The sequence below is a fragment of the Parasphingopyxis marina genome (assembly GCF_014237875.1).
Lineage (GTDB): Bacteria > Pseudomonadota > Alphaproteobacteria > Sphingomonadales > Sphingomonadaceae > Parasphingopyxis > Parasphingopyxis marina.
The window spans coordinates 1,128,832-1,152,584 of sequence record NZ_JACJVJ010000001.1; the positions used below are offsets into that span (position 1 = coordinate 1,128,832).

19 protein-coding genes and 1 tRNA gene are annotated in these 23,753 nt (G+C 63.7%); 10 read left to right on the forward strand and 10 right to left on the reverse strand.

The genetic code is table 11. The features are described 5' to 3' along the window. Nucleotides 1–75: 75 nt before the first annotated feature. Entirely contained in the window at nt 76–2,421 is a 2,346-nt protein-coding gene (locus tag H6P80_RS05665; RefSeq protein ID WP_185800337.1) for a putative bifunctional diguanylate cyclase/phosphodiesterase, read from the reverse strand. Nucleotides 2,422–2,645: 224 nt separating this feature from the next. On the opposite strand from H6P80_RS05665, the gene H6P80_RS05670 reads away from it, so the two are divergent. Then, a complete protein-coding gene (locus H6P80_RS05670) occupies nt 2,646–4,823 on the forward strand; it encodes a M3 family metallopeptidase (protein WP_185800338.1) in 2,178 nt (725 codons plus the stop codon). A gap of 60 nt (nt 4,824–4,883) precedes the next feature. On the opposite strand, the gene H6P80_RS05675 is transcribed toward H6P80_RS05670, so the two are convergent. Continuing rightward, entirely contained in the window at nt 4,884–5,621 is a 738-nt protein-coding gene (locus H6P80_RS05675; protein ID WP_185800339.1) for an META domain-containing protein, read from the reverse strand. A 129-nt stretch (nt 5,622–5,750) separates the two neighbouring features. Between H6P80_RS05675 and H6P80_RS05680 the strand changes: the two genes are divergently transcribed. The 8 genes from H6P80_RS05680 to H6P80_RS05715 all read left to right on the forward strand — a co-directional run bounded on the left by H6P80_RS05680 (nt 5,751) and on the right by H6P80_RS05715 (nt 13,425). Further along, on the forward strand, nt 5,751–7,037 hold the full coding sequence (locus H6P80_RS05680) for a thiamine pyrophosphate-dependent enzyme (protein WP_185800340.1): 1,287 nt from the start codon (nt 5,751–5,753) through the stop codon (nt 7,035–7,037). Beyond that, nucleotides 7,034–8,062 carry an alpha-ketoacid dehydrogenase subunit beta gene (locus H6P80_RS05685; protein WP_235973727.1) on the forward strand — a complete coding sequence of 343 codons (1,029 nt, stop codon included), beginning with the start codon at nt 7,034–7,036 and terminating at the stop codon, nt 8,060–8,062. Before H6P80_RS05680 ends, H6P80_RS05685 begins: the two co-directional genes overlap by 4 nt. After that, nucleotides 8,049–9,314 (forward strand): dihydrolipoamide acetyltransferase family protein, encoded by a 1,266-nt coding sequence (locus tag H6P80_RS05690; RefSeq protein ID WP_185800341.1) that lies wholly within the window; start codon nt 8,049–8,051, stop codon nt 9,312–9,314. The genes H6P80_RS05685 and H6P80_RS05690 overlap by 14 nt, the downstream gene beginning before the upstream one ends. Before the next feature lie 115 nt (nt 9,315–9,429). Next, nucleotides 9,430–9,567: a hypothetical protein gene (locus H6P80_RS05695; RefSeq protein ID WP_185800342.1), complete on the forward strand. Its 138-nt coding sequence runs from the start codon at nt 9,430–9,432 to the stop codon at nt 9,565–9,567. A 9-nt stretch (nt 9,568–9,576) separates the two neighbouring features. Further along, nucleotides 9,577–10,539: a hypothetical protein gene (locus tag H6P80_RS05700; protein WP_185800343.1), complete on the forward strand. Its 963-nt coding sequence runs from the start codon at nt 9,577–9,579 to the stop codon at nt 10,537–10,539. Between the two features lie 2 nt (nt 10,540–10,541). Next, entirely contained in the window at nt 10,542–11,516 is a 975-nt protein-coding gene (locus tag H6P80_RS05705; protein WP_185800344.1) for a transposase, read from the forward strand. Between the two features lie 9 nt (nt 11,517–11,525). Further along, the gene (locus tag H6P80_RS05710) at nt 11,526–11,849 is read left to right on the forward strand and encodes a winged helix-turn-helix domain-containing protein (RefSeq protein WP_185800345.1); all 324 of its coding nucleotides are present in this window, start codon (nt 11,526–11,528) and stop codon (nt 11,847–11,849) included. A 91-nt stretch (nt 11,850–11,940) separates the two neighbouring features. Further along, nucleotides 11,941–13,425 (forward strand): TonB family protein, encoded by a 1,485-nt coding sequence (locus tag H6P80_RS05715; protein ID WP_185800346.1) that lies wholly within the window; start codon nt 11,941–11,943, stop codon nt 13,423–13,425. 22 nt (nt 13,426–13,447) lie between these two features. On the opposite strand, the gene H6P80_RS05720 is transcribed toward H6P80_RS05715, so the two are convergent. From H6P80_RS05720 to H6P80_RS05740, 5 genes are all read right to left on the reverse strand, one after another. Further along, on the reverse strand, nt 13,448–16,702 hold the full coding sequence (locus H6P80_RS05720) for an error-prone DNA polymerase (protein ID WP_185800347.1): 3,255 nt from the start codon (nt 16,700–16,702) through the stop codon (nt 13,448–13,450). Continuing rightward, the gene (locus H6P80_RS05725; RefSeq protein WP_235973812.1) at nt 16,699–18,243 is read right to left on the reverse strand and encodes a Y-family DNA polymerase; all 1,545 of its coding nucleotides are present in this window, start codon (nt 18,241–18,243) and stop codon (nt 16,699–16,701) included. Before H6P80_RS05725 ends, H6P80_RS05720 begins: the two co-directional genes overlap by 4 nt. Continuing rightward, nucleotides 18,167–18,988: an ImuA family protein gene (locus H6P80_RS05730; protein ID WP_235973728.1), complete on the reverse strand. Its 822-nt coding sequence runs from the start codon at nt 18,986–18,988 to the stop codon at nt 18,167–18,169. Before H6P80_RS05730 ends, H6P80_RS05725 begins: the two co-directional genes overlap by 77 nt. A gap of 67 nt (nt 18,989–19,055) precedes the next feature. Beyond that, nucleotides 19,056–20,279 (reverse strand): tetratricopeptide repeat protein, encoded by a 1,224-nt coding sequence (locus H6P80_RS05735; RefSeq protein WP_185800349.1) that lies wholly within the window; start codon nt 20,277–20,279, stop codon nt 19,056–19,058. Between the two features lie 136 nt (nt 20,280–20,415). Further along, nucleotides 20,416–20,823 (reverse strand): MarR family transcriptional regulator, encoded by a 408-nt coding sequence (locus tag H6P80_RS05740; protein ID WP_185800350.1) that lies wholly within the window; start codon nt 20,821–20,823, stop codon nt 20,416–20,418. Nucleotides 20,824–21,119: 296 nt separating this feature from the next. On the opposite strand from H6P80_RS05740, the gene H6P80_RS05745 reads away from it, so the two are divergent. Then, the gene (locus H6P80_RS05745; RefSeq protein ID WP_185800351.1) at nt 21,120–21,713 is read left to right on the forward strand and encodes an NADPH-dependent FMN reductase; all 594 of its coding nucleotides are present in this window, start codon (nt 21,120–21,122) and stop codon (nt 21,711–21,713) included. A 209-nt stretch (nt 21,714–21,922) separates the two neighbouring features. On the opposite strand, the gene H6P80_RS05750 is transcribed toward H6P80_RS05745, so the two are convergent. The 3 genes from H6P80_RS05750 to H6P80_RS05760 form a co-directional block, all read right to left on the reverse strand. After that, nucleotides 21,923–21,998, reverse strand: a tRNA-Arg gene (locus H6P80_RS05750). A 207-nt stretch (nt 21,999–22,205) separates the two neighbouring features. Further along, entirely contained in the window at nt 22,206–22,610 is a 405-nt protein-coding gene (locus tag H6P80_RS05755) for a hypothetical protein (protein ID WP_185800352.1), read from the reverse strand. Between the two features lie 542 nt (nt 22,611–23,152). Next, entirely contained in the window at nt 23,153–23,578 is a 426-nt protein-coding gene (locus tag H6P80_RS05760; RefSeq protein WP_185800353.1) for a very short patch repair endonuclease, read from the reverse strand. Nucleotides 23,579–23,753: the final 175 nt, after the last annotated feature.

Consider the following 23,753-nt stretch of genomic DNA (forward strand, 5'->3'; position numbering starts at 1 on the left):
CTCTATGGGTGAATTGGGTGAAATTCAGAGAATCTTCACGCGGTGCGGCCGCCCGATTTCCGGGGCTTCCGGAGGTTAACCGACTTGCCGGTGTTCCCATTTGCTGCCCACGATCTCAAGCGTCTTTTCAAGTGGCATCGGCCGGCCGAAAAGATAGCCCTGAAGCTGGTGGCAGCCGAGTTCGCGCATCCGGTTGAAGTCGTCGGCGGTCTCGATGCCTTCGGCGGTAATCGTCAGCCGGAAGCTGTTGGCCAGCATGACGATCGCCTTGATGATCGAAACCGTTTCCTCGCGCTCTGCGGCCTCGCGCACGAAGCTGCCGTCGATCTTCAGCTTGTGGAACACCGCCTTGTTCAGATAGCCGAGCGAGGAATAGCCGGTACCGAAATCGTCGAGCGCGATGCCCGAACCAAGGGAACGCAGGCGTTTGAGCACGTCGAGCGCATTGCCGGCGCCACTCATGAACACGGATTCGGTCACTTCGATTTCCAGCCGGTTCGCCGAAAGCCGCGCCTTTTTCAGCGCATCGGCGACATCGTTGGGCAGCGAAGGAATGACGAGCTGGAGCGGCGAAACGTTGACCGCGACGGTGATGTCGTCGGGCCAGTGCGCGGCGTCCATACAGGCCTTGCGCATCACCCAGTCGCCGAGTTCGCCGACAAGGCCGCTTTCTTCGGCGATCGGAATGAACACTGCCGGAGAAATCGGCCCGCGGGTCGGATGGTTCCAGCGCAGAAGTGCTTCGAAGCCGGTTACGCGCTGGGTCTGCGTCGATACCAGCGGCTGGTAGAGCAGGTTGAACTGTTCGGTCCCGATCGCGTCGCGCATGTCATGTTCGAGCCGGACGCGCTCTTCCGCCTCGACCTGCATCTTCGCGTCGAAATTGCAGAAGGTGCCGCGCCCCTGCGACTTGGCGTGATAAAGGGCGAGATCCGCCTTGCGGACGAGGTCGTCCACCGTATCGCCGTCCACCGGGCCATAGGCGCAGCCGATCGAAAGGCCGATGCGGATCTGGATATTGTCGATCATATACGGTTCGCTGATCGTGGCGATCAGCTTTTCCGCCAGCGATTCGACAGCGACGCGGCTTTGCGCGTCGTCCAGCACGACCGCAAATTCATCGCCGCCGATCCGGCCGACCGTGCCGCGCTGGCCGACAAGATCGTGCAGCCGCCGGGCGACCGTCTTCAGCACGGCATCGCCCTTGGGATGGCCGAACGTGTCGTTGACCGGCTTGAAGCCGTCGAGATCGAGAAACAGCACCGCGCACGGCACGTTGCGCGCCTTGGCGTCGACCAGGGCGGTTTCCAGCAAGGTGCGAACGCGCGAACGGTTCGGCAGGCTGGTGAGTACGTCGAGATTGGCGAGATGCTGGAGCCGGGCGTGCGAGCTTTTGGAATCGGTGATGTCGAGCCCGACCCCGCGGTAACCCATGAACTCGCCATGATCGGTGAAGATCGGGCTGCCCGACAGCGAAACCCAGCGTTCCTCCTTGTCATGGCCGACCTGGATTTCGAACTTGCCGAATTTCTGCTGTTTGCCGAGGACATCGCCAAGGCCGACCCTGCCGCCGAAGGCGGCGACGAACGGCCGGCCGAGCAGCTGGTAGGTGGCGCAGCCGAGCAATTCGCCCATGCGCGGCGAAACATAGGTCAACGCATAGTCGCGGTCGATCTGCCAGAGCCAGCCGGCGCCGCGATCTTCATATTCCTGCAGCAGCAGCCGGATATCGGCATGTTTGGCGGAAACCACGGCAGCCTTGTCCATCTGCCCCTGCCAGGATCGCGCCAGCAGCAGGAAGCCGACCAGGGCGGCGCCCGAGAAGGCGGCGAGAATGGCGATGGCGGGCAGGGCGGCGGAACCGAGCGCCGTAAAGGCGGCGAACGCCATGCCGAGCGACAATATGCCGACCCAGAGCGCGATCGCGGCGGGAATGACGGCGACCGAAATGCCGCTGACGATCATGATCGCGACGAGCCCGCCGGTTGTCGCCTGGTTGATCGGCGCGCCCGAAAGCGTCGCGTAGACGGGCATCGATATCCAGAGCGCCGCGCGAGCCGCGCAGTCGCCGGCGGCCATCCAGATCCGGCTTGCCGGTTGCTGGTCGCTGCGGCGGACCATCGTGCTGGTGCTGAGCCAGCGCGCCGAACCGTATGTCGCGCCGATGATCAGGGCGAGCCAGGCGAGCAGTAGCATGGTCGACAGCGAGTTGCGTTCGAGAATAGCGAACACGACTGCGCAGATTGCCTGGGTGCCGCCGGAATAGAGCGCGAAGCGGGCCAGAATGTTAAGCTGTGCGGTGCGCACTTCGCCCGACGGGGCGTGGCGTTCTTCGATACGATGGGCAGGGCCGCGCGCGTCGCTTTCGCGACGGTGATGCGCTTCAAGATTCGCTTCCGCGTGCAGATTGTCTTCCGACATGAGACCCCGGCTCTACAGTGTTGGCCGGAGACATGGCATGAACTATTTGATGGTTGGTTAAGATCGCTTTGGGAATGTTTATACCCCGTCTTCCGCCAGTTGCGGGTTTCCGCCGTTCCCCGGACAAGAGGTTTTTGCGCTGGATCGCAAAACCGCCTAGGAAACAGCCATTGTCAGCGAGTCCGGATACATGCCCGGACTTTATGCTCCGAGGAGAAATAAGAATGCGCAAAGCGCTGTTTTTCGCGGTTAGCGGCCTCGCCCTTTCCGCCTATGCCACCATTTTCAGTGAGGACCGCGCCATGGCGACCGAACGTGTTGCTGCCCCGGCCAACGATGCCGACCAGAATCCGCTGCTTGCCGATTGGGCCGGGCCCTTCGAAGGGGTTCCGCCCTGGGACGAGATGCGCCCCGAACTGTTCGGCGAAGCTTTCGAGACGGCGATGGCGGAAATGCGCGCCGAGGTGCAGGCGATCATCGACAATCCGGAGGCGCCGACCTTCGCCAATACCAATGAGGCGATGGAACTGATCGGCGACCGGATGAGCAATGTCCAGTCGATGTTCGGCGTCGCCGTCAGCAATGTCAGCAACGACGAATATCGCGCGGTGCAGCGCGAATGGAGCCCGCAGCTCGCGAGCTTCTATCAGGATGTCTATCTCCAGCCCGGGCTTATCGAACGCTATCGCGCGGTTTATGAAAGCCGCAACGATGCGGGCCTGACGCCCGCGCAGATCCGGCTCGCCGAAAGGGATTACGAGCAATTGGTGCGCGCCGGCGCGACCCTGGAAGGCGCGGAGCGCGAACGGCTCGACGCGATCACCGCCGAACTGGCGGGGCTCTACACCGAATTTTCCAACAAGCTGCTCGCCGACGAGGAAACCTATGTCCTGCTCGACAGTGAAGACGACCTTGCCGGTCTGCCCGACAGCCTGATCGGCACCTTGCGCGCCGCAGCCGAGGAACGCGAACTGGAAGGCTGGGCGGTGGTCAATACGCGCTCTTTCATGCAGCCTTTCCTGCAATATTCGACGCGGCGGGACCTGCGCGAGCAGGTGTGGCGGGCCTATGTCAATCGCGGCGACAATGGCGATGCCAACGATACCAACGCCACGATCGCAGCGATCCTGGCGCTGCGCGCCGAGCGCGCCGCGTTGCTCGGTTTCGAGACGCACGCCCATCTGCGGATGGCCGATACGATGGCGGGCACGCCGGAAAACGCGACCGAGCTGATGATGCGCGTGTGGCCGGCGGCCGTCGCCCGGGTTCATGAGGAAGTCGCCGATATGCAGGCGATCGCCGATGCCGAAGGCGCAGGGATCACGATCGAGCCCTGGGACTATCGCTTCTATGCCGAGAAGGTCCGCCAGGATCGCTATTCGATCGACGAGTCCGAGATCAAACCCTATCTCCAGCTCCAGAACATGATCCAGGCGATGTTCTATTCGGCCGAGCGGCTCTACGATCTCCACTTCGAGGAAAATACCGGCGCGGTGCCGGTCTTCCATCCCGATGTCCGCACCTTCGCCGTCACCAACAGCCGCACGGGCGAGGATGTCGGGCTCTTCTATCTCGATACCTATGCGCGGACCGGCAAGCGTTCGGGCGCGTGGATGACGACATACCGTTCGCAGCAGACCTTGGGCGGCGAGCGCAATGTGCTCGCCTCGAACAACAATAATTTCTCCGAACCGGCCGAGGGCGAGGTGGCGCTGATCAGCCTCGACGATGCCCGCACCCTGTTCCACGAATTCGGCCATGGCATCCATTACCTGCTCCAGGACGTCTACTATCCGGGACTGGCCGGCACGCCGCGCGACTTCGTCGAATATCCGAGCCAGGTGAACGAGAATTGGGTGCTCACGCGCGACGTGCTCAACCGTTTCGCGACGCATTATGAAACCGGCGAACCGATGCCCCAGGAACTGGTCGACCGGATCGAGGCCAGCGACACGTTCAACCAGGGTTTCGCCACGGTCGAATATCTGTCTTCGGCGCTGGTCGACATGCGGCTGCACAACCGGGCCGAACCGGTCACCGATATCGACGCCTTCGAACGCGAAACGCTGGCCGAGATGGGCATGCCCGACGAGATCGTCATGCGGCACAGGCTGCCGCAATTCGGGCATCTCTTCTCGTCCGACGCCTATTCGGCCGGCTATTACAGCTATCTCTGGTCCGAAACGATGGACGCCGATACCTGGGAGGCGTTCGTCGAGAGCGGCGATGTCTGGAACCGCGAGATCGCCGACCGGTTCCGCGAGACATTGCTCTCGACCGGCAACGTCACCGACCGCGCCGAAGCCTATCGTGAGTTCCGCGGCCGCGACCCGGATGTCGACGCCTTGCTTCGCAAGCGCGGTTTTCCGGTGCCGAGCGAAGAGACCGAAACCGACGATTGAATGTGCAGGCCGGGTGAATATGCAGGCCGGGCGGCGATCCCGCCCGGTCAGCCCTTCTCCCTAATCGTGCGCCGGCCGCGGGCGGACGGCTTCGATCACGGGGCCGTCATCCGACAATAGCAGCAGTTCATCATTGGGGCCGACATCGAAGCCGGTGACGCTGGCGAGCAGCGTGAGCAGCATATGTTCGCGATCGCTCGCTTCCCGATCGGCGCAGGCGCGCCGGGTCGAGGCGACGGGGCCGATATCGAGCGTATCGCTGAGCGCATAGCCGCCCGTGTAGCGGTTGCAGCCGCCATTGCCGGCGACGCGGCCCTCGTCATCGAAGCTTATCGTCAGGCCGTCGTCCTGCGACGTGTAATAGGGGCCGGTGGCGGTGATCACCCAGTCGCCGATCAGCACATCCTGCCGCTCGCCGCCGCATCCATAATAGTGGACCCCTTCGAGGAATATGTTGACCGTTTTCGGAAAGGGCACGTCCGACATACCGTCGCTGCAGATATCGTCTTCGATCATGACGATGAAATCGCGGCCGCTGGCGCTTCGGCTCATGAATATAGCCCGGCCGGTTATGGTGCCCGGTTCGGTGCGCGGCGCGCGCGATTCGAGAACGCCCATATGTTCGAAGACCATCTCGTCGGCGCCGATATCGAGCGACCAGAAAGGTTCGGTGCCAAGGCCGCGAAAGCCGGTCCATTCGTCGGCCGCTTCGGCTTCATGATGGTCGGCGAAGGCCGGTGAGGCCGCGAGCGGCAGCAGGGTCAGAAGCGCCGCGAGGCGGAGAAGGGCGTGGTTCATCGTCCGATTGTCGCAGATGGCGGGGATTCGATCAATCGGCTGAGAACCGGCAATTCTCGGGAACTATCCGAACCCTGTGTAATTATATTATAAGGCGTTCAAGAAACGATTCGCCTGGACAGGATTCCGATGGCTAGCGACAAGAAGCGGCGTAACCTGCCGTCCCTCGAACTCTACGTGCCGGAGCCCAAATTCCGGCCCGGGGACGAGGCTGACTTTTCCGATGTGGAGGTGCTGCCCGCCGGGGAGACGCGGCGGCCGGACACGGCGGCCGCGCATGACGAGATGCACGACCTTGCCTATGGGCTGGTGCGCGTGCTCGGTGACGACCACAAGGCCGTCGGCCCCTGGGACCCGAAGCTCGATCCCGATACCCTGCGAAAGATGCTGCGCGCCATGGCGCTCACCCGCGCCTTCGATCAGCGCATGTTCCGCGCCCAGCGCCAAGGAAAGACCAGCTTCTACATGAAGTGCACGGGCGAGGAGGCGGTGGCGATCGCCGCGACCTTCGCGCTCGACCGCGACGACATGACCTTCCCCTCCTACCGCCAGCAGGGCATCCTGATCGCGCGGGACTGGTCGCTCGTCGACATGATGAACCAGGTCTATTCGAATTCGAAGGACCGGCTGAAGGGCCGCCAGCTGCCGATCATGTATTCGACGAAACAGGGCGGTTTCTTCTCGATTTCCGGCAATCTTGCGACGCAATTCCCGCAGGCCGTTGGCTGGGCGATGGCGAGCGCCGCGAAAGGCGATACCCGGATCGCGGCGAGCTGGACCGGCGAGGGATCGAGCGCCGAGGGCGATTTCCATTCCGCCTGCACCTTTGCCGCCGTCTACAAGGCGCCGGTCATCCTCAACGTCGTCAACAATCAATGGGCGATCAGCTCGTTCAGCGGCTTTGCCGGCGCCGAAGCGACGACCTTCGCGGCGCGCGCGGTGGGCTATGGCATCGCCGGGCTGCGCGTCGACGGCAACGATGCGCTGGCCGTCTATGCGGCGACCCAATGGGCGGCGGAACGCGCCCGCACCAACAAGGGCCCGACCTTGATCGAGCATTTCACCTATCGCGCCGAGGGCCATTCGACCTCGGACGATCCCTCGCAATATCGTTCCGCCGACGAAGCCGCCGAATGGCCGCTCGGCGATCCGATCGCGCGGCTGAAAAACCATCTCATAGCGCTGGGCGAATGGGACGAGGAGCGGCAGGAGGCGATGGACAAGGAATGCGCCGAGCAGGTGAAGACCGCCGCCAAACAGGCGGAAAAGAACGGCATTCTCGGCCACGGCCTGCACCAGCCGCTTGAAACCATGTTCGAGGATGTGTTCGAGGAAATGCCCCCGCATCTGCGCAAGCAGGAGCAGGAAATGCTTGCCGAGAACCGCGCCGCCAACAATGTGGCCAAGACGCGATGACGCAGATGAACATGATCCAGGCGATCAACAGCGCCATGGATGTCTCCATGCAGCGCGACGACAATGTCTGCGTGTTCGGCGAGGATGTCGGCTTTTACGGCGGCGTCTTCCGCGCCACTGCCGGCCTCCAGAAGAAATATGGCAAGACCCGCGCCTTCGACACGCCGATCAACGAATGCGGCATCATCGGCGTCGCCGTCGGCATGGCGGCCTATGGCCTCAAGCCCGTCGCCGAGATCCAGTTCGCCGATTATATCTATCCCGGCCTCGATCAGCTGGTGTCCGAAGCCGCGCGGCTGCGCTACCGCTCGGCGGGCGAATTCACCGCGCCGATCACCGTGCGCTCGCCCTTTGGCGGCGGCATTTTCGGCGGGCAGACGCACAGCCAGTCGCCCGAGAGCATCTTCACCCATGTCTGCGGCATCAAGACGGTGATCCCCTCGACGCCGTACGATGCCAAGGGGCTTTTGATCGCGGCGATCGAGGACCCCGATCCGGTCGTCTTCTTCGAGCCCAAGCGCATCTATAACGGCCCTTTCGACGGCCATTACGATACGCCGGTGACGCCCTGGGCGAAACATCCGGCCAGCCAAGTGCCCGACGAACATTATGTGATCCCGCTCGGCAAGGCGAACATCGTGCGGGGCGGCGGCGATCTGACGATCTTGTGCTATGGCACGATGGTGCATGTCGTGATGGATTCCGTCAAAACGCTCGGCATCGATGCCGAGGTGATCGACCTGCGCACCTTGCTGCCGCTGGACATGGACACGATCGAGGCATCGGTGAAGAAAACCGGCCGCTGCATGGTGGTGCATGAGGCGACGCGGACCTCGGGCTTCGGCGCCGAACTCGTCGCGCTGGTACAGGAACGCTGCTTCTATCATCTCGAAGCGCCCATCGAGCGTGTGACGGGCTATGACACGCCCTATCCGCACAGCCTGGAATGGGCCTATTTTCCGGGGCCGGTGCGGCTCCGCCTGGCAATCGAACGCGTCATGGAGGACGTCAGTGGCGAAGTTTAGCTTCAAGCTCCCCGATATCGGCGAAGGCATCGCCGAGGCAGAGATCGTCGCCTGGCACATCAAGGTTGGGGACGAGATCGAGGAAGATCAGGCCATCGCCGATATGATGACCGACAAGGCGACCGTCGAAATGGAATCGCCTGTCGCCGGCAAGGTGCTGGAATTGAACGGTGAAGAGGGCGAGATGCTTGCCATCGGATCGGTGCTCGCGGTGATCGAGACCGACGAGCTGCCCGACGAGGAAGAGATCGCCGAAGCGGTGAAAGCGCAGGTGGAAGCACCGGCCGAAGAGGAGGCCGAAGAGCCGCACGAGAGCGAAGAGGCGCCCGAGGCGCCCAAGCCCTTCGATCAGGAAGTCGCGGCCGAACGCGAACCCGCCGCGAAAAGCAGCGGGCCGATCCTCGCTTCGCCCGCCGTGCGCCAGCGCGCCGCTGATCTCGGTGTCGATCTGGCGCAGGTGAAGCCGCATGGCGACCGTGTCCGTCATGCGGATCTCGATGCCTATCTGAGCTACGGCTCGGCGCAGGGCTATCGCGCGCCCGGCGCCTCGCGCAAGCGCGCCGACGAGGAAGTCAAAGTGATCGGCCTCCGCCGCCGCATCGCCGAAAATATGGCGGCGGCGAAGCGCAACATCCCGCATTTCACCTATGTCGAGGAATTCGACGTCACCGAGCTGGAGGATATCCGCACCGACCTTAACGGGTCGCGCGGCGATCGGCCCAAGCTTACCGTGCTGCCCTTCCTGATCGCCGCGATCTGCAAGACGCTGCCCGATTTTCCGATGATCAACGCGACCTATGACGACGAGGGCGGGACGATAACCCGCCACGGCGCCGTCCATCTCGGCATGGCGACGCAGACCGACGCCGGGTTGATCGTGCCCGTGATCCGCGATGCGCAGGACATGAATGTCTGGCAGCTGGCGACCGAGATCAACCGGCTGGCGGAGGCCGCGCGCACCGGCAAGGCCAAGAGCGAGGAACTGTCCGGCGGCACGCTCACCATTACGTCGCTCGGTCCGCTCGGCGGCATCGCAACGACGCCGGTCATCAACCGGCCGCAGGTCGCGATCATCGGCCCGAACAAGATCGTCGAACGCCCGGCGATCATCGACGGCGAACTAGAGGCGCGCAAACAGATGAATCTTTCCATCTCCTGCGATCACAGGGTCGTCGACGGCTATGACGCGGCGAGCTTCGTCCAGTCGTTGAAGAAGATCGTCGAAACGCCGGTGCTGATCTTTACCGACTAGGAAAGGCATCCGCGCCGGCGGGTGCGACGCGCTTTGCCCAACATTACAAAAGCTTAAATGTTTCGGGCGGCGTGCCCGGGCTAGGCTGGCTCGCCTGACAGGGGGAGCAAACGCCATGGACAGGCCCATCATCGATATCGACGAATTGCCCGAACTCGAAACCGGTGTTGCCGCCTACGGATCGAGCGAACAGCGCGAGGTGGGCGGCGAGGTTTGTATTGCGATCCTGCTGATCAATCCGCCGGTCGGATAGGCGGCTGCCGTGCAGCCTGGCGAGGCGCTGCGCCGGTGGCTGTCGGACGCGGGCGAGCACCGGGCGGCGCTAGACCGAACGGCGACGGCGCGCGCTGCGTTCGAAACCTTGCCGCCTGTCGCGCGATTTCGGGACAGGGTGGCCGGGTCGCAAGATGTCGATGCGATAGCGGAGGCGTTGCGCGACCTGTTTGAAGCACCGGTCTGGGTGACGGCAGCGGTCGATGCGTGGATCGGAGGAGCGCGCCGCGACCCTTTTTTCGCGCCGCCTTTCCGGCCCGTGTCCGGCCCCTTCCATCAGGGCGCGCTGTTGATCGAATTGGCCGAAGCGACGGTGGCGGTCAGCATTGTCGATCCGGTGACGCTCGCCGCGCACAAGCGGGCGGGTGGGGGAAGGGGTTCCGTCCATTTCACGGGCCGGCGGACATGGCTCAAATTTCTCGATGGAGGCGGAATGCGGCTGGCCTTTTGGCGCGCGCCCGAAGCGAGCGAGGATGTCGCGGCGCTGTCGCGGAGACCTTGCAAGCGCGTGGAGGTGCGGGACATCGAAACCGGCGACGGCATCGCCGTCGATACGCGCAGCACCAGTTACATCATCGAGAGCGCGAAGCGGCCCGCCGTCTTCCTGCACGGCGAGGTGCGGATGGGCGGCGCGGCGCTGGCGCGCGAATATGATGCGGCAACACGGCGGCTGATCGGAGTCAGCAGTTCGTCGGATCGCTGGTCGCGTATACAGATGATGCTGAGCTGGCTGCGGCGCATCGGCCATTTGCGAGCCGGAGAGATGCTGGGGGCGGCGATACGGGACGCGCCTTTCTTCGTGCGCTGGCATGCGATGCGTGAATGGCTGGCCTGCGATCCGGCTGGCGCGATGCCGGAGCTTGAGCGGATGGCGCGCGACGATCCCCATAAGGAGGTGCGGGAAGCCGCTGGAAAGACGCTCGCCGTGCTTGCCGGGCGCCGGGCCGCCTGAGGGTGCCGCGCGAACTTCCTTGCGCCGACAGAGAGGCCATCGCTTTTGACGATTTTATTGCCGCCCTCGACGCATCCGGGTTCGATGCCCGCGACGAGGAGAGCTTCGCATCGCTCGCGCCGCTGCTCAGAAAGCTCAGCAATAACACTGATTTTCTTGGCAATTTTATCGTCCGAGAACTTGAGACGCGATGTCAGGAGCAGAGCGCGAAGAACCGCTACGGCATCCAGGTGCTGATGCTCCACAGCGGGCCCGGCTATTTCATCCGCGCCAATTTCTGGCCCTCGCGCACCGACAGCCTGATGAAGTTCAGCGGCGACGCGCCCTTCTTCTATGGCATCCCGCACGATCACAATTTCCACTTCCTGACGATCGGCTATTCCGGCCCCGGCTATTGGAGCGACTATTACGAATATGACTATGAAAGCGTCGCAGGCTATCCCGGAGAAGCGGTCGACCTCCGTTTCGTCGAACGCTCCCGCCTCGCCAAAGGGCGCATGCTTCTCTACCGCGCGCATAGGGACGTTCATCGGCAGCTTCCGGCGGACGAACTGTCGGTATCGCTCAACATCATGGAATCCTCGCCCGCCTCGGCGTGGCGCGATCAATATCGTTTCGACGTCGACAAGGGGGAGATCGCGGCGCTGCTCACGCAGATTCCGGGCGGGGTGCTGATGCAATTGGCGATGGCGCTGGGCGGGGAAGAGGGTGTGGGGCTGGTAGCCGATTTCGCTGCGCATCACCCGAGCGACCGTCTCCGCTATCAGGCGCTGGCCGCCCGCGCGGCGGTGGTGCCGGCGGACGAGGCGCTATGCATCTGGGAATTGGGCTGTGCCGATCCGAGCGCGCAATTGCGGGGCCTTGGCCGCGCGGCGCTCACGCGGATCGAAGCGGTGCTCGCGAAAACGGACATATCCGCCGATGGTCCGCTCGAAAATGGCGCAGATGTCACTGGCGATAAGGGGTTGGCTCAATAACCTTGCAGCATGGGGGTCGGACGGTTCGAACTGGGTACGGAACAGCTCAAGGTCGATCTGCTTGGCCGCGCTGCGGTTTATCGGGGCGAACGGATCGCGCTGTGCCCTCGCGAACTCGATCTGCTGGCCCATCTTCTGATCCGCCACCCAGCCACCGTTTCGCGGGCGGAGCTGTTACGCGCCGTTTGCCGCCTCAGCATCGATCCGGGCACCAACGTCGTCGAAGTGCATCTTTGTCGTTTGCGTGCCAAGCTGGCCCGGCGGGGCGCGGGCCGGATCATCGAAACGGTCCGCGGAGAAGGCTATCGGCTCGCCATGGCGGCGAGTGGCTGACCACGTTCGCCCCGCGCCGAACCGGCGAAATCTCGTCCATTGCGGCGCGATGATCGCCAGCCTAGGATAATCCCGGGCAAGGGGGTTTTCTATGAGCGGAACGGCCGGCGATGGCGGGAGGCAACCGGTTGCCTTTATCAGCCATCACAGTTCGCAGGTCGAAACCGCGCGCAAGCTGAAGTGTATCCTCGGCGAAAACGATATTCGCGGCTGGATGGCGCCCGACGATATCGATCCCGGCCGCCCGTTCGACCAGGCGATCATCGAACAGGTCCGCGCGTCCGATCTCATCATCCTGCTATTCTGCTCCCGCTCCGATCGCTCGCGCCATGTGAAGCGCGAACTGATGATGGCGGAAAATGGCGACAAGCTGATCTTTCCGGTACGGCTGGAAAATATCGATGCCGACGGCCTCGCATACTGGTTGAACGACTATCAATGGGTCGACTGGATCGACCGCCGCGATGCCACGATCCAGAAGATGATCACCACGATCAAACGGATCGTGCAGATCGCAGCGCCACGGGAAGAGCCGGCACCCCCGCCGGATGCTCCCGCTGAAGCGGTTCCGGTCGCAGAAGCACCACCGCCTCCGCTCCCGAATAAGCCGTCCGCTCCCAAGGCGCGCGAACCCGAGGGCGCAGGACAGCCGCTCAATGTCGCACCCGCCCCGATGACGCTGGAACCCGAGAGCGGCGACGGTGGTCCGCCATCCGGTTTCGACCGGCGGCGGATGCTGCTCTTCGGCGGCCTCGCCCTGTTGGCGGTGCTCGTCGTTCTGGCGCTGGTCTTCCTTTGGCCCGGCGGCGAGGAGAGCGAGGATCCTGCCGCGCGCGGTGTGCTGTCGTCGAGCGTCGATTGCGGGGATGTCGCGCTGCCAAGCCATGGCATCATCTGTGGCAGCGATGCGCTGGCGGCGCGCGAAACCGCGATCGGCGAGGCCTATGAGCGGGCGATGTTGGATGCCGAAGGCCGGAGCCGGGTCGAACTGCAGCAGGGGCAGGCGGATTTCCTGGCGCGCCGCGATGAGTGCCGGAGCGAGGCCTGCCTCGCGATCGTCTATGATGCGCGCGAGGAGGAGCTCGAACAGGTGCTGGGTGAGGAAATCGAAGCGCCCGAAGAAGTTCCCGATGCCGATGGGGAGGAAAATCCTGCCCGTCCCGAACCACGCGACGAGCCGGCGGCCCAGGATCGGCCCTCTCCGTCCGGTCGCGCCGAACCGTCCCCCTCACAGCCCGAGCCTCGGCCGGCACCCGAGCCGGCACCCTCGCGGGGCGTCGCCACGACACCGCCACAACCAGCGAACAATCCGGCGAGCTGGGTCCAGGTCGGCGACTATCCTTCCGATATCCTGCGCAACGGCGAACAGGGGACGACTCGCTATCAGGTGAGTGTCGGCGCCAATGGCTTGCCGACCAATTGTTTCACCATCGGCACCAGCGGCCATTGGCAACTCGATGCCCGGGCCTGCCGCCGGGTGATGAGCCGCGCCCGTTTCCAGCCAGCGCGTGATGCGTCGGGCAACGCGGTTAGCGGCGTCTATGCAGGCAGCTACCGGTGGGTCGCGCCCAACTGAGGACGGAGGGACGCACCGGCATTCAATGGAAGTCGCGGGATTTGGGTAGCACACGCACGTTGCGGGGATGATGGTGGCCACGGGGGACCGAGGGACGGATGATTTCGTCGCTGGGCGATAGCTCGATCTCCGCGTGATGGGCGTCCGAGAGGCGGTCGAGCCAATCCGTTCGGTCGATCACATTCGCGGCCATCAGATGGACGACGCCTTCCTCGCTCCGCTGCACCTCTCCCTCGATCAGCATCAAGCGGGCGGCCATGACGGCACGGCGAACCCGGTCGAGCTGGCTTGCCCAGAGCAGCGCGTTGACGATGCCGGTTTCGTCCTCGATCGTGATGAAGATCGCATTGCCCTTGCCCGGCCGCTGGCGGATCAGCACGACGCCCGCCGCGCGCACCCTGGCACCGTTCTTCGCCGCATTGGTCGCGGCGCAGTTGAGCACGCGGTCCCTGTCGAAATGCGGGCGGAGGAACGCCATCGGATGGCCTTTCAACGACATCCGCGTCGTCTGGTAATCGGCGATCACATGTTCGGCGGGCGGCATTGCTGGGAGCTGCGGATCGGGTTCTTCGCGAAGTTCGCGTTTCTGGGCCGCGGCGAAAAGCGGAAGTTCGCCTTCGGGCATGCGGCGGACGTCCCACAGGGCCTGGCGGCGGTCCTGCCCGATCGAGCGGCAGGCGTCGGCATCGGCGATCAGACGTAGCGCGCGGCGGGGCAGGACGGCGCGGCGGGCGAGGTCCTCGATCGAGACGAAGGGCCCCGCGGCCCGGGCGTCGGCGAGACCGGTCGCCCATTCCTCGCGAAAGCCGTCGACCTGGCGAAAGCCGAGGCGGAGCGCCAATGCGCCGCTATCGTTCCGCTCCAGACTATTGTCCCAATGGCTGGCGTTGATGTCGACGGGCCGCACCTCGTCGCCATGTTCGCGCAAATCGCGGACGAGCTGGGCCGGGGCGTAGAAGCCCATCGGCTGGGCGTTGAGCAGCGCGCAGGTGAAGACCGCCGGGTGGTGTTTCTTGATCCAGCTCGACACATAGACGAGCCGCGCGAAGGACAGCGCATGGCTTTCGGGAAAGCCATAGCTGCCGAACCCTTCGATCTGCCGGAAACAGCGTTCGGCGAAATCGCGTTCATAGCCGCGGCGCACCATGCCCTCGATCATCTTCGTTTCGAACTGGTCGATGGTGCCGAGATTGCGGAAGGTCGCCATCGCGCGGCGCAGCCGGTTGGCGTCGGACGGCGAAAATTCCGCTGCGACGATGGCAAGCTTCATCGCCTGCTCCTGGAACAGCGGCACGCCGAAGGTCTTGCCGAGTACCGCGCGCAGCTCGTTCGGGTCGTGCGGCGGCCTTGGCGAGGGATAGTCATGCGGCTCCTTGCCCGAACGGCGGCGCAGATAGGGATGCACCATATCGCCCTCGATCGGGCCGGGGCGCACGATCGCGACCTGGATGACGAGATCGTAGAATTCGCGCGGTTTCAGGCGCGGCAGCATGTTGATCTGCGCCCGGCTTTCGACCTGGAAGACGCCGATGCTGTCGCCGGCGCAGAGCATGTCATAGACGGCCGGGTCTTCCCACTGGATCGTTTCGAGCTTGAAATCGCCGAGTCCGTGCGTCCGCATCAGGTCGAAGCTTTTGCGAATGCAGGTCAGCATGCCGAGCGCGAGGATATCGACCTTCATCAGGCCGAGCGCGTCTATGTCGTCTTTATCCCATTCGATGAAGGTACGCTCCTCCATCGCGCCGTTGTGGATCGGCACGATCTCGTCGAGCCGCCCCTCGGTCAGCACATAGCCGCCGACATGCTGGGAAAGGTGGCGCGGGAAATGGAGGATCCGGTCGACGAGCCGCGTCAGGCGGACGATTTCGGGATTGCCGGGATCGAAGCCGGTCTCCGCGACCCGCTGTTTCTCCATCTTGCTCGCATAGCTGCCCCAGATGGTGCTCACGATGCGGCTGGTGAAATCTTCCGACAGCCCCAACACCTTGCCGACTTCGCGTACCGCGCTGCGCGGCCGGTAATGGATGACGGTTGCCGCGATGCCCGCCCGGGCGCGGCCGTAACGGCGATAGATATACTGCATCACCTCCTCGCGCCGCTCATGCTCGAAATCGACGTCGATATCGGGCGGCTCCTTGCGCTCTTCGGATACGAAGCGGGAGAAGAGGAGATTATGTTCGACCGGATCGACCGAGGTGATGTCGAGCAGGAAGCAGACCACCGAATTCGCCGCCGAGCCGCGCCCCTGGCACAGGATCGGCGGTTTCTGGGCCCGTGCGTATTTCACGATGTCGTGCACGGTGAGGAAATAATAGGCGATCTTCTGGCCGCGGATCAGCGCGAACTCCTCGTCGAGCAGCGCCTGCGTCTTGGCCGGAATGCCCTCCGGATAGCGGTCATGCGCCGCCTCCATCACCAGATGTTCGAGCCAGTCCTGCGGTTCCCAGCCTTTGGGCACGGGTTCGTGCGGATATTCGTAGCGCAGATCGTCCAGAGTGAAGGCGATGCGGGAAAGGAAGTCGGTCGTTGCGGTGATGGCCTGCGGATAATCGCCCAGCAGGCGGGCCATTTCCTCCGGCGCTTTCAGATGCCGCTCGGCATTGGCGGCGAGCAGGCGGCCGGCATCGGCAAGCGTCGTCTTTTCCCGGATACAGGTGAGGACGTCGTGAAGCGGCCGCGCCGAGGGATCGGCATAGAGCGCGTCGTTGGTGGCGAGCAGCGGCAGCCTGATACGCTCCGCGAAACTCGCGAGCCGGGCCAGCCTGCGATGGTCGCGGCCCGTGCGCGGCATCGTCGCGCCGATCCACAGCGCGCCGGGCACGGCATCGCCAAGCCGGGCGAGCGCGGCCCCTTCGCCCTCGTCCGCCATCGCGATGAAAAGCTGCTCTTCGCTGTGATCGAGCAGATCGTCGAGCGTCAGGATGCAATCGCCCTTTTCCGCGCGGCGGTTGCCGACCGTCAGCAAGCGCGTCAGCCGTCCCCACCCATGCCGCGTCCGGGGATAGGCGATAATGTCGGGCGTGCCGTCGGCAAACGCCAGCCGCGCGCCGACGATCAGGCGGAAGGGGAAGGCGGCACGCTGTTCTTCGTCCAGCCCCTCCAGCGCATCGCGCATCGCGACATGGGCGCGCACCACCCCGGCGACGCTGTTGCGGTCGGCGATGCCGATACCCGCCATGCCGAGCCGGATCGCCTCCGCGACCATCTCGCCCGGATGCGAGGCCCCGCGCAGGAAGGAAAAATTGGTCGCGGCGGCGAGTTCGACGAAGTCGGTCACGCGAACAGTCCATGGAGATACCAGCCGGGATCGGCCTTTTCCTGTCCGTAAAGCCCGTGGCGGAACAGCCAGTAGCGCCGGCCTTCGCTATCCTCGACCCGGTAATAGTCGCGCGTCAGCCGTTTTTCGCCCAGTGGATCGCCGGGGCTGCGCCACCATTCCGAGGCGATCCGTTCGGGCCCTTCGAAGCCGATCACTTCATGCTGCTTGCCGCGCCACTGGAAGCGCCAGGGCGGGCCGTCCGGCACTTCGGCGATGACGGCGACCGGTTCGGGCGGATCGAACAGCTGCAGCGGCCGCCGCGGCGGTTCGCCGGGTTCGGGTTGCGGCCAGCCATCGGCCTTGCTGTCGCTCTGGCCGCCGGCAATGGCCGGGACGAGGCGCTGCGCGGCTTCGGGGATATGGGTGTCGCGCGGTTCGAACCGCATCAGATTGCCGCGCCCGATCCTGATGCTCAGCCGATCGATCAGCGCGGCGACCTCGTTTTCGTCGATCTCGCCGCCATCAAGCGCGATCTGTGAGGGATTTTGCACTTCCTCGCCGAGCACCAAGAGGCGGATGGCGTCGAAGCCGAAACCGGGATCCAGCGGATCGCCCAGGCTCTCGATGCGCTCGTCGAACAGCCGCATCACCGCTTCGGGATCGCGCACCGGGCGGCCGAACTCGATGGCGATCCGTTGCGCCAGCCCATCAGACCGGAAAAAGACGGCTTCGAACCGCCGCCCGCCGCGATTGCGCTGCCGCAATTCTTCCGCCGCCTCGTGCGCCAGTTCGCCGAGTATCCCAAGCGCATATTCGGTGCGCGCCACGGGTTCGGGAAAGCGGCGCTCGGCGTGGATCGCGCCGAGCGGCAGGCGCGGGGAGAGCGGTCCGCGCGTTTCGCCGAGCAGCCGTTCAAGCGCCGTCACTGCGGCCTTACCGAAGCGCGCGGCGATGGCGGCGCGCGGGCGCTTGGCGACGGCGTCGACCGTTTTCAGACCCGCCCGCCGCAGGCCCAGCTCGCCTTCGGGATCAAGGCCGAGCGCGATGACGGGCAGGCGGCGGATCGCCGCGACCTCATCGTTCGTCTCTCCATCGCCCCAGCGAGCCAGCGCGTGGGCTGCCTCGGCGGTGTTCGCACGGGCAGGGCGGACGGTCATGCCGAGCCGCTTGAGGCGGGCCATGGCGTCAGCTTCAAGCGCCGCCTCGCCGCCGAACAGGTGGGCACAGCCGGTAATATCGAGGATCAGCGCATCGGGCGGCGCGGCGGCCGCCATCGGCGTGTAGCGCGCGCAGCCCTGGACGAGCCGGTCGAGCCAGCGGGCATCGGCATCGGGATCGAAATCGCGCACGGCGAGATCGGGCACGCGCGCCCGGGCATCAGCCAGGGTCAGGCCGGGGACAAGACCGAGCCGCCGCGCGACCCTGTTGACGGCGGCGAGCCGCATCGCACCCTTTACCTTTTCCGCGAAGGCGAGGGGCGGTTCAGGCGGTGCGGGCGAAGCGGGCCGGGCGGCGATCTTCAGCCGGTCGGCCGGCAGGAAGGGGAACCACAGCGCCAGGAAGCGCCGGCTTCCGGGCCGGGTCTGTGAAGCGCCGCCGCTCACGATCCCACTCCACGTGCCAGCTCTTCCCAGCCGGGCCGCCGCGTCGGCGCAGCAAGGTAAGGTCGAATGCCGGAGGGCCGGGCGCGCGCGCTTCCAGCGTCCGTGCAGGGGCCGATCGCACCGACCAGCGCGTGTCGGCGGTGCTCGGCGAGGGGCTGGCGCCCTGCCGCAGCATCAGCGCGGTGACGCCCGAGCGTTCGGCCGCCAGGGTCAGCCGCCGGCTGGCCATCAGGTTCAGTTCGGATGGGTTGCGCCAGCATTCGGCGATCACCGCGCCCAGCCCGCCGCAGCGCAGGGCATCGGCGGCACCGCGCAGCAAGGCGAGGGTATCGGGAACGATTGCGAGCAGCACCGAGGCCGGATCGCCGCCCAGTTCGGCAAAGCCCGCCGCATGGAAGCGACCGCCGCGCCGTTCCGCCTCGCGTGTGCGCAGCCAGACCAGCGGCTTGCCACCATTCCCGTCTTCTCGTGCCTGTGCGATAAGCGCAAGCATAGCCGCAAAGCCCGCGGCGCTGCCCGCGTCTTGGGTATCGTCGGCAAAGATTTCGTGCAGTTGCGCACGTTTCAAACCTCCATCGAGCCAGGTGTCGAGCGGCTCATGCCCGGACGTCAGGGGCGCATCGCTGCTTTCGGCCCGCCCTTGGGCGTGGCTCGCAATGCGCGCCCGAAGCGCGGAGAGAGAAGCGACCGACTCGCGCATAATGTTCCCGATTTGTTCTAGTAGAGGCAAATCGGAACGGCGAGTCAAGCAGGCAGAAGCCTCTATGCTATTCGCCGTCCGCGAGAATTTTTTTCAGATATCGCTGAAACATCCTATTGCCCGGTTCGAGTGCGGCCGCCCGCGATGCCGCCGATCGGGCCTCGCCCAGCCGCCCGAGCCGCTGGAGCAGCCTGGCATGGCTGTGATGGTAGCGGGCCTCTTTAGGGTACAACGCGATTGCGCGGCGCAAAACCGCGTCGGCTTCGTCCAGCATGTTTTCCCGGAAGAGCAGGGTTCCCAGATGGTGATGATGCCGGGAAATGGACGGATCGGCCTCCACGGCCTTTCGGGCCATGGTGATGGCCTCTTGCGCGTCTCCTTCATTTTCCAGCGCCTGGCTTTGCTCGACGAAGGTGGCCGGCAGGTCTTCGGCATAGGGCGACGCGCGGGGCCCGGGGCTCAGCGCCTCCCATGCCGCCAGCCAGTCTCGCCGAAGCCGGTCGAAGCGCTCGGCGTTGGCGTCCAGAGAACCGTCCTGCAGCGTCGAATAGAGATCCTTGAACGGCTGCGCGATGTCGTCCGCTTCCAGAATCGCGTCGGCCGGGAGGGCTGCGTGGCGATGACGGGGATCGAGAAACGCCTCGATCGCTTCGCACGCGGAAGCAGCCGGGGCGAAGGGGGCACCGATCGCGGCCATCGCCGAGCCGAGAGTGGCGCGCCAGTCCGACAGTACCGCATCATAGCCGATCAGGGCGCGGGGCAGGCCGCGCGAGTGATACTCGGCCTCGATCATGTGCGATTGCCACAGCAGGAGCGCGTGCTCGCGGGTCATGCCGTCCCGCCGGGCAAGCGAGTCGGCGATTTCGAGCGGGTGTCGCGCGGCGATCAGACAGCGGGTCTCATAGCCCTTGGCCGCCAGCGCTTCGATCCAGAAAGGCAGCAGGCGCGAAAGCCGGGGGTCCTTGACCACGATCCTCCCGGCATCATCGAATTCGCTGGCAATGGCTTCGCGGGCTTCGTCGCCGAAAGCGGCGACGTCCGCCCGCGTCTGCCAGTCTTTCCCGGCCGGTTTGGGGTCCGCCCAACCGCGGTCTAGTGCGGCCAGAATCCGGTCGTCGATTCTGACGATGGGAAGCGATTCCCAATGCCCGGTCTCGTTGAACTCGGCGGAGCGCATCAGCGTCTTGGCGCTTGCCCACCCGGCAAGATTGATGACGCGTGTCAGGGCGGACGTGCCCGAACGGTGCATGCCCAGAACCAGTATCGCGATGTTTTTCTTGGTCTGTGTCACTGCGGCCCGTGTCGCTCCAACCGGATGAAATGCAAGGATTTCGGCTGGGTAGAGACAAGGGGGTTTGGCGGTCAATGTCCAGCGCCGCGAAAGGACGCGGTCCTGTCCGGAAATTTCCGCGGCGATTTCGGGCTACTTATCCAATGCTGTCGAAATAGGCCATCAGAAGGGCGTTTGCCTTCGGGGTCAGCAAAAGGAAGCAGCGCCTCTTGTCGTTTTTGTCGGGCTCCCGCCTCACGAGCCCGGCCGATTCCAGTTTCCCCACCAGCCGGATCGCGCTTGTCTTGGGGCAGTTGCCGGCGAGATAGAGATCTTTGATGCTGGTGTTCCGGCCATTCAGCTGGGCCTCCAGAAGCGCAAGCAGCATGCTCCAGCTGGGTCCATCGGCAAAATCGCGGCCCAGAATGCCATAACGGATCTGCCGCCGCTCAATTTCTCTCGCTGTACGCGCTTGGAGCTTCCCGCGCCCGGCCCCAACCAGCTTTTCCGTCTGATCCGGCGCCGCGCCATTGCCCGCAAGGCTTTCGATCCGCTCGTTCCGCATCCGTTTCCCCCAATGGCCAGCGTCACACCCACCATTCTCCTGACGATAATAGCAAAGGTTGCCCCGGAATCGCTGATCTAGAATTTAGTTACGCGTGGTCCAATTCGTCCACCTGCCCACAGGTGGGTGGATCACCGCCCGGATGCCTTGTCGATCCGTCCGCCGGGGCATCGCCTTGGGCCGCCAAGCTTGTTATCCTCCGGCCTGTCGATCGGGGCGCGCCAGTCTGCCAGACGTCCTTCGCCTTATGCCCCGGTTCGGGCAAACGGGGCGCACATGGAAAGAAAGACAACTGCATGGAACCTTTGTTCATTCCCGTTTTCTACGGCTCCTATCGGAGGGACCGGCTCGGTATCCGGCTGGCGGATTACGCGGTCGGCCAGTTGCGCGATCGCGCGCACAGGAGCGAACTGGTCGACGCCAAGGCGGTGGGGCTGCCGATGCTCGATCGCATGTACAAGGAATATCCCGAGGGCGAAGCGCCGCCGGAAATGGAAGCCGTGGCGGAGATCCTGCGCAGCGCCGACGCCTTCGTGCTCGTCGCGGGGGAATATAATTGGGGCATGCAGCCCGGCCTCAAGAATTTGACCGACCATTTTTTGGAGGAATGGTTCTGGCGGCCCGCTGCCATCCTCAGCTATTCCGCCGGCCGCCTCGGCGGTGCCCGATCGAGCTATGCTTGGCACCCCACACTGGCGGAGATGGGCATGGTGGTCGTGCCGAGTACCGTTGCGGTGCCACAGATCGGCGCGACCTTCGACGAAAACGGCAATCCGCGCGGCGACGCCGGAGAGGCGGTGAGCCGCGGCATGGACAAGACCATCGCCACCTTGGAATGGTGGGCGAGTGCGGCCAAAGAACACCGGAAGATTCAAAAGCCCGCCTTCTGATTGGTGTTGATCCCGTGGGCGAGGGCGGGAGGACATTGGCGGATTGATTTTTTCTTGGACGGATGCGCTTGTGGACCGTCGCCATCTCGTCGCTCCATGCGTCAATGCCTCGCCACGAGCGATGGAAGGGACGCGTGGGCAGGGCGAACGGGCGTCGGTCCAATGAGCAAAGCCCAAGGAAAATTGGCGGTTGCGGGATTTCAGGAAGCTGGCGCACCCGACAGGATTCGAACCTGTGGCCTCTGCCTTCGGAGGGCAGCCTGTATCTGGCCCTGCCAGTGGTGCTGTTCCTGAGACCCTAGGAAAATCGCCGGTTCCCAATCGCTCTGGGGAAGGGTAGCGCGCTATCACCGTCGATTAAAGCCCCATCGACAAGCCTTTCGTGTGTCATGAGTGTGTCAGGCCAAGGGGGCAGAAATGGCAGATTTCTGGGAAGGGTAGCACGTTTATTTTCAATGTGAATGTGCATTACCGCTAGGCTATCCCAAATTTCTATTTCTGCAAATTTTCCGATTTTGGAGAGGCTTTGCTTTGCTCGGTCACTGTGTTGTTTGAGCCCCTTTGGCCTCTGACATCGTCTATGCCGACTTGGGCTCTTTGCCTGTAAGAAGAATAAATAGCGCCGGGAAAGTTTGCGAGGATAGACCTATAAGCGCCATCTGCTTCGTCGAGACACCTTTCAGTTAGGTAGAGATCGGCCATCGAGAATTGCGCTTCGGCAACAAGTGGTATCATATCGCGGAGGATGTTTCTCACGATGTATCTGGTTCCAGCACCCGCTCGGCTCGAAGTTCCTTGGCTCTGCAAATTCGCTGCGATGTCAAACGTTCTGGCCAAGCTTTGCGGGACACCTACTTCCACGGGTGTTTGGCAGGTCGCTTCAGGATCGATGGCCATTACCTCCGCTAGGTGATTGACCGATTCCAAGTCTAACTGTGCGAGTCTTACATAGTCATCGCGTGACTGGGCAGCTGCTCCCGATGAAAAATGGGGAATTAGGCTTGCTGCTATGTATATCCGGAAACGCATTTTTCCTCCTGTGTTCGCGCCCCCGGCTGGTGCCGGGCGGTTGATCGCGCGAGAACACAGGGAACCGCGCCCCGCGTATTCCCTTGTCAGGTATTTTATTCCGCAGGCCACCCGACGTGAGTCGGTGCCTGTGTTCACCGCGCGAATGCGGACCTTCCCTACCGATCAAGATCGGGAATGCAGCTCCGGAATAGGTGAATTAGATTTGAAGGTTTACAGAGACGAGACGGGCGACAGAAAACCAGAAGAGCGGTTTCGGATCCGTTGAGCGCTTTTGAGTTTGCTATCCAGGCAAGCCGCAAACGCTACGAACATGTCGTTGCAAAGGACGAACAATCTTTACGATTTCAGCTAAAAGAGACGTTCGTGTCATAGTCCTTCAGAGCACATAGGATGGATATGCCTTCAATTTATGCATGACCCTCAGCCACTTCATGTGCGATTGTTTCAACAATCGTGCGCAAACCTTCGATTGTTTTGATTTCGCACTCCCAAACCGTAATGACGCGATAACCGATTGCAATCAGGGCCTCTCGGTTGCGACAATCTCTAGCGACATTGCCGTTCAATTTCTTTTTCCAAAATGCAGTGTTGGATTTTGGAACGGCGGCTCGGATGCATCCGTAATGTTGATGCCAAAAGCACCCGTGAACGAAGATCGCAATCCTGGCTGTGCGGAAGACTATATCGGGTTTACCCGGAAGCTCTTTTGCATGAAGACGATATCGAAGACCTCTGGCATAGAGCGCCTTCCGCAACTTCATCTCAGGTTGCGTGTTGCGACTTCGAACGCGACTCATGAGCTGGCTTCGCGCTTTGGGCTCAAGGTGATCCATTAGAGTCAGGTTTATCGACGATATTGTGAGATATCAAAACACGTTATGTGACGCACTGTTTCATATAGCCTCAGGTTTTCTCGCATCTCTATAGAGGAGGAAATGCGATGAGAGGTGTAACTTCGGTTCAATCGCGTCGATCTATTGACGGCTGCTCCAGCGAGCGGGATATGTC

What these genes read in the sequence shown, in the direction of transcription:
- H6P80_RS05665 (WP_185800337.1), bottom strand. Translation starts at nt 2,421, where the DNA reads ATGTCGGAAGACAATCTGCACGCGGAAGCGAATCTTGAAGCGCATCAC.
- H6P80_RS05670 (WP_185800338.1), top strand. Translation starts at nt 2,646, where the DNA reads ATGCGCAAAGCGCTGTTTTTCGCGGTTAGCGGCCTCGCCCTTTCCGCC.
- H6P80_RS05675 (WP_185800339.1), bottom strand. Translation starts at nt 5,621, where the DNA reads ATGAACCACGCCCTTCTCCGCCTCGCGGCGCTTCTGACCCTGCTGCCG.
- H6P80_RS05680 (WP_185800340.1), top strand. Translation starts at nt 5,751, where the DNA reads ATGGCTAGCGACAAGAAGCGGCGTAACCTGCCGTCCCTCGAACTCTAC.
- H6P80_RS05685 (WP_235973727.1), top strand. Translation starts at nt 7,034, where the DNA reads ATGACGCAGATGAACATGATCCAGGCGATCAACAGCGCCATGGATGTC.
- H6P80_RS05695 (WP_185800342.1), top strand. Translation starts at nt 9,430, where the DNA reads ATGGACAGGCCCATCATCGATATCGACGAATTGCCCGAACTCGAAACC.
- H6P80_RS05710 (WP_185800345.1), top strand. Translation starts at nt 11,526, where the DNA reads ATGGGGGTCGGACGGTTCGAACTGGGTACGGAACAGCTCAAGGTCGAT.
- H6P80_RS05715 (WP_185800346.1), top strand. Translation starts at nt 11,941, where the DNA reads ATGAGCGGAACGGCCGGCGATGGCGGGAGGCAACCGGTTGCCTTTATC.
- H6P80_RS05730 (WP_235973728.1), bottom strand. Translation starts at nt 18,988, where the DNA reads ATGCGCGAGTCGGTCGCTTCTCTCTCCGCGCTTCGGGCGCGCATTGCG.
- H6P80_RS05740 (WP_185800350.1), bottom strand. Translation starts at nt 20,823, where the DNA reads ATGCGGAACGAGCGGATCGAAAGCCTTGCGGGCAATGGCGCGGCGCCG.
- H6P80_RS05745 (WP_185800351.1), top strand. Translation starts at nt 21,120, where the DNA reads ATGGAACCTTTGTTCATTCCCGTTTTCTACGGCTCCTATCGGAGGGAC.
- H6P80_RS05755 (WP_185800352.1), bottom strand. Translation starts at nt 22,610, where the DNA reads ATGGCCATCGATCCTGAAGCGACCTGCCAAACACCCGTGGAAGTAGGT.
- H6P80_RS05760 (WP_185800353.1), bottom strand. Translation starts at nt 23,578, where the DNA reads ATGGATCACCTTGAGCCCAAAGCGCGAAGCCAGCTCATGAGTCGCGTT.